The organism is Methylobacterium mesophilicum SR1.6/6, assembly GCF_000364445.2.
Classification (GTDB): Bacteria; Pseudomonadota; Alphaproteobacteria; order Rhizobiales; family Beijerinckiaceae; genus Methylobacterium; species Methylobacterium mesophilicum_A.
This window is the reverse complement of the sequence record NZ_CP043538.1, coordinates 6,161,457-6,173,278: the sequence shown is the minus strand read 5'-3', so window position 1 is coordinate 6,173,278 and position 11,822 is coordinate 6,161,457. Positions and strand designations below refer to the sequence as shown.

The 11,822-nt window shown below is 71.9% G+C and carries 11 protein-coding genes; 1 reads left to right on the top strand and 10 read right to left on the bottom strand.

Features of this window, described 5'->3' with window-relative positions; translation table 11 throughout:
* Positions 1-4: 4 nt before the first annotated feature.
* From MMSR116_RS29445 to MMSR116_RS29435, 3 genes are all read right to left on the bottom strand, one after another.
* Positions 5-685, bottom strand: a complete 681-nt coding sequence (locus tag MMSR116_RS29445; RefSeq protein ID WP_010684484.1) for a GXGXG domain-containing protein — start codon at positions 683-685, stop codon at positions 5-7.
* A 36-nt stretch (positions 686-721) separates the two neighbouring features.
* Positions 722-1,630 carry a class II glutamine amidotransferase gene (locus MMSR116_RS29440; protein ID WP_010684483.1) on the bottom strand — a complete coding sequence of 303 codons (909 nt, stop codon included), beginning with the start codon at positions 1,628-1,630 and terminating at the stop codon, positions 722-724.
* A gap of 100 nt (positions 1,631-1,730) precedes the next feature.
* A complete protein-coding gene (locus MMSR116_RS29435) occupies positions 1,731-2,417 on the bottom strand; it encodes a helix-turn-helix domain-containing protein (protein ID WP_010684482.1) in 687 nt (228 codons plus the stop codon).
* A gap of 182 nt (positions 2,418-2,599) precedes the next feature.
* Here MMSR116_RS29435 and MMSR116_RS29430 point away from each other — a divergent pair, with 182 nt between their 5' ends.
* Positions 2,600-2,953 (top strand): transposase, encoded by a 354-nt coding sequence (locus MMSR116_RS29430; RefSeq protein WP_010684481.1) that lies wholly within the window; start codon positions 2,600-2,602, stop codon positions 2,951-2,953.
* A 156-nt stretch (positions 2,954-3,109) separates the two neighbouring features.
* Here the strand turns inward: MMSR116_RS29430 and MMSR116_RS29425 are convergent, their stop codons facing one another.
* From MMSR116_RS29425 to MMSR116_RS29395, 7 genes are all read right to left on the bottom strand, one after another.
* Complete coding sequence (locus tag MMSR116_RS29425) at positions 3,110-4,066, bottom strand: acetamidase/formamidase family protein (protein ID WP_010684480.1); 957 nt, start codon at positions 4,064-4,066, stop codon at positions 3,110-3,112.
* A gap of 20 nt (positions 4,067-4,086) precedes the next feature.
* Positions 4,087-4,794 (bottom strand): urea ABC transporter ATP-binding subunit UrtE, encoded by a 708-nt coding sequence (gene urtE / locus MMSR116_RS29420; protein ID WP_010684479.1) that lies wholly within the window; start codon positions 4,792-4,794, stop codon positions 4,087-4,089.
* Positions 4,791-5,501 carry an ATP-binding cassette domain-containing protein gene (locus MMSR116_RS29415; RefSeq protein WP_010684478.1) on the bottom strand — a complete coding sequence of 237 codons (711 nt, stop codon included), beginning with the start codon at positions 5,499-5,501 and terminating at the stop codon, positions 4,791-4,793. The genes urtE and MMSR116_RS29415 overlap by 4 nt, the downstream gene beginning before the upstream one ends.
* Positions 5,498-6,598 (bottom strand): urea ABC transporter permease subunit UrtC, encoded by a 1,101-nt coding sequence (gene urtC, locus MMSR116_RS29410; RefSeq protein WP_010684477.1) that lies wholly within the window; start codon positions 6,596-6,598, stop codon positions 5,498-5,500. The genes MMSR116_RS29415 and urtC overlap by 4 nt, the downstream gene beginning before the upstream one ends.
* The gene (gene urtB / locus MMSR116_RS29405; protein WP_010684476.1) at positions 6,595-8,214 is read right to left on the bottom strand and encodes an urea ABC transporter permease subunit UrtB; all 1,620 of its coding nucleotides are present in this window, start codon (positions 8,212-8,214) and stop codon (positions 6,595-6,597) included. The genes urtC and urtB overlap by 4 nt, the downstream gene beginning before the upstream one ends.
* Complete coding sequence (locus MMSR116_RS29400) at positions 8,207-9,448, bottom strand: transporter substrate-binding protein (protein ID WP_010684475.1); 1,242 nt, start codon at positions 9,446-9,448, stop codon at positions 8,207-8,209. The genes urtB and MMSR116_RS29400 overlap by 8 nt, the downstream gene beginning before the upstream one ends.
* A gap of 229 nt (positions 9,449-9,677) precedes the next feature.
* Positions 9,678-11,756 carry a molybdopterin-containing oxidoreductase family protein gene (locus tag MMSR116_RS29395; protein WP_039893416.1) on the bottom strand — a complete coding sequence of 693 codons (2,079 nt, stop codon included), beginning with the start codon at positions 11,754-11,756 and terminating at the stop codon, positions 9,678-9,680.
* Positions 11,757-11,822 lie beyond the last annotated feature (66 nt).

The following is an 11,822-nucleotide window of genomic DNA, read 5'->3' as shown; positions in this document are numbered from 1 at the left end:
CCGCTCAGTAGGCGTTGTCGAAGTTGAAGCTGTAGAGTTTGCGGGCCGAGCCGTAGCGCCGGAATTCTTCCGGCCGGACGTCCGTGACCCCCGCCCGGTCCAGCAGGGCGGCGAGATGCTCCACGTGCTCGGGGCGCATCGGCTTCTCGATGCAGTCGGCCCCGAGGCTCTTCACGCTGCCGCGCACGAACAGCTTCGCCTCGTAGAGCGAGTCGCCCAGCGCCTCGCCGGCATCGCCCAGCACCACCAGCGAGCCGGACTGGCCCATGAAGGCCGACATGTGCCCGATCGAGCCGTGCACGACGATGTCGATCCCCTTCATGGAGATGCCGCAGCGCGAGGCCGCGTTGCCCTTGATGACGAGGAGGCCGCCGCGCCCGGTGGCGCCGGCATATTGCGAGGCGTCGCCCTCGATCACGACGGTGCCGGACATCATGTTCTCGGCGACGCCGGGACCCGCCGAGCCCTGCACCGTGACGGTGCCGCCGTCGTTCATGCCGGCGCAGTAATAGCCGACCGAGCCCCGCACCGTGACGGTGACGGGCCCGTCGATCCCGACCGCCACCGCGTGCTGGCCGCGCGGGTTCAGCACCTCGAAGGCGGTGTCGTTGGCGCCCGGGGCGACGCCGTGGAGGGCCTGATTCAGGGCGCGCAGGGGCGTCGCCGCCAGATCGAAGACGGGCATGGGCGAGATCCGTGACGTAAAAGGCTGCGGGGCGGCTCAGGCGGCCTGCCGCTGATCCCAGAAGTAGACGGTCGCCGGCTCGGGCTCCCAGACCCGGGCGGTCTCGATCCCCGGCAGGCCGACGAGCGCCCGGTATTCCGAGCCGAAGGCGACGTAGCGGTCGGTCTCGGCCATGATCGCGGGCTTGCAGGCGATCGGGTCGCGCAGCACCCCGAAGCCGGACTTGGTGCCGACCACGAAGGTGAAGAACCCGTCGAGATCCGTGAGCGCCCCCGCGAGCGCCGCGCCGAGATCCCGGCCCCGCGCCATCGCGGTGGTGAGGTAGGCCGCCGCGACCTCGGAATCGTTCTGGGTCTCGAATTCCATGCCGTCGCGGGCGAGGCTCCGGCGCAGGTTGTTGTGGTTCGACAGCGAGCCGTTATGGACGAGGCACTGGTCGGCGCCCGTGGAGAACGGGTGCGCGCCCATCGTGGTCACGGCCGATTCCGTCGCCATCCGGGTGTGGCCGATGCCGTGGGTGCCCGACATCCCGGCGATCCCGAAGCGTGCGACCACGTCCTTCGGCAGGCCGACCTCCTTGTAGATCTCGACGCTCTCGCCGGCGCCCATCACGCGCAGGTCCGGCGAGAGGCCCTTCAGGGCGCTCCGCGTCGCGTCGAGGCGGTCGGTCGCCACGGTGATCACCGCGTGCGAGCTCTTCACCGCCACCTGCGCCGAGCCGCCGGAGGCCTCCGCGAGGCGCTGCTCCAGGGCGGGGAAATCCGCCTCCGGGCGTGCCGATTGCACGGTGATCTTCGACAGCCCAGGCGTCGGTGGCCCGTAGATCGCGAGGCCGGCAGAGTCCGGTCCCCGATCCGTCATGGTGACGAGCATGTCGGCCAGCAGGGCGCCGAGCTGCGGCTCCAGGGCGGGGTCCTTCAGGAACAATCCGACGATGCCACACATGGCACCACCTCCGTCGCGGGTTCGCCCAGAGCATAGGCGGCCTCACACGCGGAAATCAACTGGCAGGAAATAAAATTTCTTCCTGAGAACTTTGAGCCGATCAGTCCGCCCCGCCGGGTTGCGGATAGGCGATCACCGAGAGGTAGCGGGCCGGCAGCACCAGGAGTTCCGCCGGCCCGTGCGGGGCGTCGGCGTCGAAGAACAGGCTGTCGCCCGGCTGCATGTGGAAGTGCCGGTCCCCGTGCCGGTACAGCACCTCGCCCTCCAGCATGTAGAGGAACTCCAGGCCGGCGTGCTGGAAGGTCGGGAACACGTCCGAATCGGTCGTGAGCGTGATCAGGTACGGCTCGACCGTGACCCCGCTGGTGTTCTCGTGGATGTGCCCGAGCAGGTTGTACTGGTGCCCGGCGCGCGTGCCGCGCCGCTCCAGCTCGACGCCCTCGCCGGCCTTGACGAAGACCGCGTTGCGGACCTCCTCGTAGCGCCGGAAGAAGCCGGTGATTGGCATGCCGAGCGCCTGGGCGAGCAGCTGCAGCGTCGTCAGGGACGGCGAGATGTTGCCGTTCTCGATCTTCGAGAGCATGCCGGGCGACAGGCCGGTGGCCGCGGCGAGGTCCGCGGAGGTGAGGCCCAGACGCTTCCGGCGCTCGCGCACTTCGTGGCCGATCGCCCGTTCGAGGTTGTTCTCGCGCGGCTCGCGGACGGCGTGCGGATCCTGCGACAGGACCGGCTCGCGCGCCGGCTCCGGCCCATCCCCCACCGCCCGGTTCGACGCGCCTGACGGCATGGCGGCTCCTCCTCCTCGGCGGTCGCGGGCTGCGGCCGCACGGATCCTCGGCCGCCCTGCCGCGGCGCCGGACGCCTGTCAACGGATCGGCACCCGCCGGCCCGCAAACGTCAGCCGGTCCGCTTCTTGCTCGCTCCTCCGCCACGGATTGGACTCAAGGCTGGCGGACCGGGAGATCCTGCATGCGTCGATCCCTGCACACGGATGAGGAGATCGCCTTCCTGCTCGACGAGGCCGCGCGCGGCATCCCCATCGCCGAGATCTGCGCGAGTGCTGGGATCTCGCTCGGCACCTTCTATCGCTGGCGGCGACGGCTCGGCGGCCTGAAGCCCGGGGGTGTGGCCCGGCTCGATCGGGTCGAGCGGGAGAATGCCGATCTCCGGGCGGAGGTGCTGCGGCTGCGGGCCGCCCTGCTCGTCCAGCCGCCGCGCGGGGCACCGGCCACGACGGAGCGCGCGAGCCTGCGCCAGCCGCCGCAGCATCGCGGCGCCTATGCCTGCGTCGGCCGATTCGCCTTCGGGCGCAGCGCGAACTGAGGCGGTCTCCGGCTGGATGCGTCGGGTGCGGCGTCCCGCTCCGTCATCGCGAGCACAGCGAAGCGACCCAGGGCCGCGGGACATCGGTAAGCGTGGCGCTGCTGGATTGCTTCGGTGCGCTCGCAATGACGGGATCGGCCTCGGCCGAGACTGCGCTCAGGCGGCCCCGGACGACGCGAGGGCTGTCTTGGGCATCAGCATGTGCACGCCCTTGTTGCCGTCGACCGTCTGGGTGATCCGCAGGTTCCCGGCGAGCGAGCACAGCATGTAGGCCTGGTTGCGGGTCAGCCGGGTCCGTGCGCAGACGAGGCGCACCATCTCGCGCACGGCCTGGCGCATCGCCTCGTCGAGGCTCTCGTGCAGGCCGATCGACATCAGGTCGGTGGGCGTCTCGGCAAAGGGCCACGCGCCCGGGATGTCCTTGCGCACGGTGAGCCGGAAGGTGCCGGTCAGCCCGGTCTCCAGGGCGGTGATGCAGACCTCGCCGTCGCCCTGCACGCCGTGTCCGTCGCCCGCGTAGAAGCCGCCGCCCGGGTTGAACACCGGCAGGTAGAGGGTGGTGCCGACGCGCAGCTCCTTGTTGTCCATGTTGCCGCCGAAGGCGCGGGGCACCGGGCTGCCGACCCGGCCCCAGGCGGCGGGCGGGGCAGTGCCCATGATGCCGAAGAACGGGTCGAGGGGCAGCTCCGTGTCCCAGGGCAGGCGGCAGAGGCCGCGGGCGGTGTCGATGTCGGCGTGGACGGTCTCGTACTCGGTGAACTCGTCCGGCAGGGTGCCCAGCAGCGGCAGGATCGCCACGAAGCCCCAGTCGAGGCGGAATTTCAGGTCGAGGATGTCGACCTGCAGCATGTCGCCGGGCTCGGCGCCCGCCACGTGGACCGGGCCGGTGACGAAGTGCGGGCCGGGACCGCGCTCCAGGGTGTCGAGGGCGTGGAGCAGGTCGGCGGGAACGCGGGCCGGATCGGGGTGGAGCGACTCGCGCCCGCCCGCCGGGTGCGAGTGCAGGGTGACGGTGTCGCCGGACGCGACGGTGAGGACGGGCGGCAGCGCGGCGTCGAAATAGCCGAGCACCATGGTCTCGGGCGTCGCGGGGATCTCGTGATGGGTCGGCACGGCGGCTCCTGGTTTGTCCGTCAGACGGCGATGTGACGGGTGAGGGCTTCGGGGTTCAACGCCTTCGGATCGCCGCGCTCGACGACGCTGCCGCGGGACAGAACCACCACGGAATCGGCGACCCGGAGGGCGAAATCGAGGTACTGCTCCACGAGCAGAACGGTGATCCGGCCCTTGAGCCCGGCGATCACCGCTTCGATCGCGGCGACGATCGAGGGCTGGATGCCCTCGGTCGGCTCGTCGAGCAGGAGCGCGCGGGGCCGCGTGGCGAGCGCCCGGGCGATGGCGAGCTGCTGCTGCTGGCCGCCCGAGAGGTTGCCGCCCGGGCGGTGCCAGAGGCCGCGCAGCGCCGGGAACAGGGTGACCGCCTCGTCCACCGCGTCGGTCCGCTCCAGCCCGTGGGCCCGGGCCGCCACCCTCAAATTCTCCGCGACGGTCAGATCCGAAAAGATCTCGCGTCCCTGTGGCACGTAGGCGAGGCCCGCGCGGGCGCGCCGGTCGGGCGACAGGCGCGTCAGCTCGGTCCGGTCGAGGGCGATCCGGCCGCGGCTTTCCGGGATCAGGCCGGTGAGGCAGCGCAGCAGCGTGGTCTTGCCGGCGCCGTTGCGGCCGAGCACGGCGAGGCAGGTCCCCGGCTCGACCGCGAGGCCGATCCCGCGCAGCACCTGGGCGCTGCCGTAATGCTGGTCGAGCCCTTCGACGGCGAGGCGTGCGGGCACGTCGGTCATCGGCCGAGGAACACCTCGATCACTTGGGGCTCGACCCGCGCGCCCGCCATGCTGCCCTCGTAGAGGGTGCGGCCCTCGTGCAGCACCGTCACCCGGTCGGCGATGGCCTCGACGAAGGCCATGTCGTGCTCGATCACCAGGATCGCCCGGTCCGGCCGGCGCAAGCTCCGGATCAGCGCGGCGGTCTGCGCGGTCTCGGCATCGGAGAGCCCGGCCACCGGCTCGTCGAGGAGGAGCAGCGCCGGCTCGGCGGCGAGCACCATGCCGATCTCCAGCCACTGCTTCTCGCCGTGGGCGAGGCTGCCGGCCGGCACCGCGGCGCGGGAGCCGAGGCCGATCTCGCCGAGGAGTGCGGCGATACGGGCCGGGCGGTCGCGTGCGGGGAGGTCGGGCCCGCAGCCGATCTCCAGGTTCTCGCGCACGGTGAGCGCCGGGAAGACGCTGGGCTTCTGGAACTTCCGCCGCACGCCGGCCTTCGCGATCTCGGCCTCGGAGCGCTTGGTCAGGTCGATATGATCGCCGAGCATCACCCGGCCGGAGACCGGCTTAGTGATTCCTGAGATCACGTCGAGGAGCGTGGTCTTGCCGGCGCCGTTCGGGCCGATCACGGCCCGCACCTCGCCGGGATCGACGGCGAGCGAGACGGCATCCAGCGCCGTGAACCGGCCGAAGGCAACGGTGAGGGCGTCGACCACGAGGGCGGTCATCGCATGCTCCGCAGCCAGGTCGGGCGCGGGCGCCAGCCCACGAGGTCGAGGAGCCCGTTCGGCAGGACCAGCACCACGAGCAGCACGAGCCCGGACAGGACGAACGGCCACGCCTCCGGCATCGCGGCGCTGAGCCAGAACTTCAAGCCGTTGACGAGGATCGCGCCGATCACCGCCCCGCCGAGCCGCCCCAGACCGCCGATGGCCACCCAGACGGCGATCTCGATGGACAGGTCGGGCGCCAGCACCCGCGGGTTGATGATGCCGACCTGCGGCACGTACAGGATGCCGGCCAGCGCCGCGATCATGGCCGAGAGGCACCAGATCCCGAGCTTCAGCCGGGTGGTGCTGTAGCCGAGCGTGCGCAGGCGGGTCTCGTCGTCGCGGCAGGCGAGCATCCGCCGCCCGACGGCGCTGCCGACGAGGAGCCGCGCGCCGGCGAGCACCCCCGCCAGCGTCAGGAGGGCGGCGACGGCGAGCCCGGTGACCACGCCGGGGGAGCCCATCGGCCAGCCGAACAGCAGGGGGAAGCCGGTCATGCCGTTGTTGCCGCCGAGCCCGGTATCGTTGCGGTACATCAGCAGCATCGCGACGTAGACGAGCGCCTGGCTGATGATCGAGAAGTAGACGCCGTTGACCCGCGAGCGGAACGAGGCGAGCCCGAACACGAAGGCGACCAGGCCGGCCAGCGCCAGGGCCAGGACGAACGCGTACGGCGCGTGGTCGAGGCCCGCCCAGTAGGCCGGCAGGCTCTTCCAGCCCATGAACTGCACGAAGTCCGGCAGCACCCCGGTCACCGCGGCGCCGTGGGCCAGCAGGTGCATCGCGCAGACATAGCCGCCGATGGCGAAGAACAGCCCGTGCCCGAGGCTGAGAATCCCGAGATAGCCCCAGACCAGATCGAGCGACACGGCGAGGATCGCGAAGGCGGCGAGCTGGCCGAGCGCGTTGACGAGATACGGGGCGGGCGGTGCCGCGAGGAGGGCCGCCGCGGCGGCGAGGCAGAGCCCGACGAGCCCGGCGACCAGGGGATCGCGCGCGGCGCGCCGCGCCGGTCCGGTTGCCGGAGCGAGGGCGGCCTGCACGGCGCCGCTCATCGCCGCCGCCGCACGGCGAACAACCCCTCGGGCCGGCGCTGCAGGAACAGGATGATGCCGACCAGCACGATCACCTTGGCGGCGACCGCGCCGGAGACCGGCTCGATCAGCACGTTGGCGCCCCCGACCCCGAGGGCCGCCACCAGGGTCCCGACGAGGCTGCCGACGCCGCCCAGCACCACCACCATGAAGCTGTCGACGATGAAGCCCGACCCCATGCCGGGATTGACGCTGTAGATCGGGCAGAGCGCCACCCCGGCGAGCCCGGCCAGGCCCGATCCCAAGCCGAAGGCCAGGCGGTCGACCCGCCGGGTCGGCAGCCCGAGGCAGGCGGCCATGTCGCGGTTCTGGGTCACGGCGCGGATGTCGAGCCCGAGCGGGGTGCGGCGCAGGATCAGGAGCGTCAGGACGAGGGTCGCCGCCGCGAAGCCGATGGCGAACAACCGGTTCCAGGTCATGACGAAATCGGCATAGAGGGGCACGCCGCCGCTGACATAGGCCGGCATGACGAATTGCAGGTTCTGGGTGCCGACCGTCACGCGGACGAGGTTCACCAGGAACAGGCTCACCGCCCAGGTGGCGAGCAGGCTCATCAACGGCCGCCGGTAGAGGTGGCGCAGGATCAGCGCCTCGACCACGATCCCCACCAGGGCGACCGCCCCGAACGCCACCGGGATGGCGGCGAGCAGGTACAGGTCGATCAGACCGGGGGCGAGGCGGCGGAAGGCCTCCTGCACGCCGTAGGTGGCGTAGGCGCCGAGCATGATGAACTCGCCCTGGGCGAGGTTGATCACGCCCATCAGCCCGAAGATGATTGCGAGCCCGGCCGCCGCCATGAACAGGATGCTGGCGAAGCTCAGGCCGTTGTAGACGACCGCGAGGCCATTCCCGATCGCGACCGCCCGGGAGACCTGCGCGAGCCCCGCATCGAGGGCTGTTCGGAAGGCCGGATCGGTCGCGTAGGCGGGATCGGTCTTGAGGGCCGCCAGCCGCGCCTGCGCGGTCCCCGACGGACTGGCCGCCACGGCCGCGATGGCCGCCCGGCGCCGGGCCGGATCGGGCGACGACAGGGCGGCCGCCTGGGCGAGGCCGGCGATCGTCCCCTTCAGCGCGGGATCCGCCTCCGCGTCGCGAGCCCGGTCGAGCACGGCCGCCGGGACGGTGGCGATGCGCCGCTCCAGAACCGCGAGGCCGGCGGCGCGGGCGGCCGGATCCGGGCCGGCCAGCAGCGCGACGGCGCCCCGCGCGGTCTCGACGGCCGCGCGCTGGCGCAGGCCGAGGACCGGCGCGCGCGCCTCGGCAGCCGGCCGCGTCGCGCCGGTGAGCGCGTCACGGCCCTCCGGCGCGCCCGGTCGGTCGAGCAGGAGCGCGCCGTCCGCCGGGCAGGACAGGCGGCGCTCGGCCAGCGCGCCGAGGAGCCGGCCGGCGAAGGTGAGATCCTCCGCCGGCAGATCGCCGCCGGCCTGGACGAGGCCCTCGGCCCCGCGAACCTGCGCGGTGCCGTCCCCGCACAGATCCGCCGCGAAAGCCGCACGATCGAGCGGCGCCGCGCAGGCCGGAACCGCCAGCAGCGCCAGGCAGCAGAGGGCCAAGAGCGCGCGGAACGGATCAGCCATAGGGGCTGAACGGGACCGGCTTCGGGGCGTCCGGGGATTGCCAGAGGACGTCGAAGCCGCGCTTCTCGTTGACCGAGCCGATGAACACGCCGCGGGAGACGTAGTTGTTCTCGCCCGTCATGGTCAGCGTGTAGCCCGACGGGTCGTCGAAGCTGAGGCCCGCGAAGGCCTTGCGCACCTCCGGAACCGCGAAGGACCCGGCCTTGGCGGCGGCGAGCGCCCAGAGATGGACGCTGTCATAGGCCGAGACCATCGGGTCGATCACCGTGTCGGCGCTGAACGGGACGTTCTTCGCCTTCACGTAGGCGGCCCAATCGGCGAGGAATTTCTGGTTGCGCTCGCCCTTGGCGGCCTGGAGATAGGCCCAGCAGTTCAGGTGGCCGACGAGCTTGGCCGTATCGAGCCCCTCGAGATCGGCTTCCACCATGTCGAGGCCGAGGATCGGCACGTCGGTGGCGCTGATGCCCTGGTTGGCGAACTCGCGCAGGAAGTCGGGGATCGAGGAGCCGACGACGGTGAGCACCACGATCGCCTGGCCGCCCGGTTGGCTGGCGAAGCTGCGGACCTGGTTCACCAGCGTCTGGAAGTTCGAGAAGCCGAACGGCACGTATTCCTCGCGCCACGCGCTCTCGGGGATGCCCTTGCTCGTCCAGTAGCCCTTGAGCTGCTTGTTGATCGTGCGCGGCCAGACGTAGTCCGAGCCGATCATGAAGAAGCGCTTCGCCCCGACCCCGTCCGAGCCCATCAGGTAATCGACCGCCGGCAGCACGGAACTCGCGGGCGGCGAGTTCACGTAGACGACGTTCTTCGAGTTCTCGTCGCCCTCGAAGTGCAGCGGGTAGAACAGGAGGCCGTCATTCTGCTCGACGACCGGCAGCACCGACTTGCGCGACACGGAGGTCCAGCAGCTGAACAGGGCGGCGACCTTGTCCTGCTGGAGCATCTGCCGGCCGACCTGGGCGTAGAGCGGCCAGTCCGAGGCGGGATCGGAGGTCAGCACCTCGATCTGGCGGCCGTTGACGCCGCCGCGCCCGTTGATCGCGTCGGCGGCCATGCGGACCACGTGGTTCAGCCGGCCCTCGAGATTGGCCATCGTGCCCGACGACGAGAACAGGCAGCCGAGCTTGACGGTGTCGGCGGCGAAGGCCGGCCGGATGAGGGCTGGGGCCGCGAGCAGCGCCGCCGTGCCCGAGAGGCCTGTGCCCAAGACGCCGCGTCGCGTGAGATGCGTCATCGACCCCGAAGCTCCCCTGGATGGACCGCCCGATTGTCGGCCGGGGGCGGGGAGACGGGAAGGTCAAAGAGGCTGCAGGTCGGCGCGGGGCTTGCGCATATTGGCGGCACTTGTGCGCGCGGCGGGCGGTCTTCCGCCGGGAACGTCAAAATTGTCGTCTCGGGTCTCGAACCGGTGTCGCCCGGCGCCCCAGGACGGGAGGCCCGCCTGTCACCCCGTCCGGCCGGTATCAGGCCGCCATCGTCGCCGCGGCCTCGGCCTCCGCGCGCATCCACACGGCCGTGTCGTGGAAGACCGCGCCCCCGGACGGGAGTGCGGCCTCGTCCGAGGTCAGCGCATTGATGCCGTGCCCCGGGCCGCCGAATTCGGCGGCCGGCCAGATGCTCTCCACCACCACGGTGCCCGGCCGCTGGCCCGGCACGTACCGCGCATGCAGAACCACCTCGCCCTGCGCGCTGCCCAGGCGGGCGAGCGCGCCGTCCACGACGCCGAAGCGGAGGCCGTCCTCCGGGGCGATCAGCACCTGCGGGCGGCCCTCGCGCTTGCGGGCGTTCGGCGTCTCCGTGAAGGTGGAGTTCAGGAACTGTCGGGCCGGAGCGGTGACGAGACGCAGCGGTCGCTCGTCGGTGGCGCCGTCGATCAGCGGCAGCCAGTCGGGCAGCGGGGACAGCCGGCCCTCCGTATCCCCCAGGGCCCGCCAATCGGCCCGGAAGCGGAACCGGCCGTCCGGATGCGCGAACCCGTCGAGGAAGTGGGCGGATCGGAACGGCAGCTGGACATCCAGCCAGCGCCGCTCCGCCAGCGCCGCGGCGGACGGGTAGCCGGAGGCGCGCAGCGTCGCGTCCGCCAGCTCCAGCGCGGTCATCCGGAAGGTCGGGTGGTCGAGGCCGAAGCGACGGGCCAGGGCGCAGACGAGTTCGTGGTTGGAGATCGCCTCGCCGGGCGGGTCGATCGCCGCGAGCCCGATCTGGATGTGGCTGTGGCCCATCGCCTGGTAGATGTCGTCGTGCTCCAGGAACATCGTCGCCGGCAGCACGATGTCGGCGTAGCGCGCCGTCTCGGTCATGAACTGCTCGTGCACGACCGTGAACAGGTCGTCGCGCATCAATCCCTGCCGTACGCGGTTGCTGTCCGGGCAGACCGAGGCGGGGTTGCCGCTCTGCACGAGCAGGGCGTGGACGCCGGGGCCGCCGTGCAGCGCCGCCGCGTCGCCGGTCAGCACGCTGGCGATGCGGCTCATGTCGAGCTCCCGGATCGCCGGGTCGCGCAGGGCCGTGCCCTCGATCAGCGATTTGTCCCAGCCGAAGATGCCCTTGTTGGTGAACAGGGCGCCGCCGCCCTCGTGCCGCCACTTGCCGGTGACGGTGGGCAGACAGGTCACGGCGTGCATCGCCGCGGCGCCGCCGCGCCCGCGGGTGAAGCCGTAGCCGCAGCGGATGTAGGCCCGCGGCGTGGCGTTGTAGAGCGCCGCGAAATCCTCGATCTCCGCGATGGTCAGGCCGGTGATCTCGGACGCCCAGGCCGGTCCGCGCGGCGCCAGATGCGCCTCGAGCGCCTCCGGCGCGTCGGCGTAGGCCGCCATGTAAGCCCGGTCGGCATGGCCGTCGCGGAAGGCGCAGTGCATCACCGCGCAGGCGAGCGCCGCATCCGTGCCGGGCCGGACGGCGAGGTGCAGGTCGGCCGCCGCCGCGGTGCCGGTGCGGTACGGGTCGATGACCACGAGCTTCGCCCCGCGCTCCTTCCGGGCGCGCGTGACATGGGACATGACGTTGACCTGGGTGGAGACCGGGTTGGTGCCCCACAGCACGTTCAGGTCGGCGACCGCCATCTCCCGGCTGTCCGAGCCCGAGATCCGGCCGCAGCCGGCGGTCCAGCCGGCCCCCGCGATCGTGGAGCAGATCGTGCCCTTGCGGCCGGACCAGCGCAGGGCATGGCGCAGCCGGAAGATGCCGTCGCGCTGCACGAGGCCCATCGTGCCGCCGGAGCTGTAGGCCCAGGCGGCTTCGCTGCCGTGGCGCCCGGTCGCCGCGTCGAAGCCGGCGACGACGCGGTCGAGCGCCTCGTCCCAGCCGATCCGGCGGAACGCGCCGCTGCCCTTCTCACCCGTGCGCAGGAGCGGGTGGAGCACACGGTCCGGATGGTGGATCCGCTCGGCGTAGCGGGTCACCTTGTTGCAGATCACGCCGCCCGTGTACGGGTTGTCCGCGCCGCGCACGGTTCCGATCCTCGCCCCGTCCAGCACCTCGACGTCTAGCGCGCAGGTGCTGGGGCAATCGTGCGGGCAGACGGAAGATCGGATCTCGGGCATCGGCGCGCCTCTGGCTCAGTCAGCGCGGGCGACCGTAGCCGCGCCGCACCGGGATGGCGAGTGAGA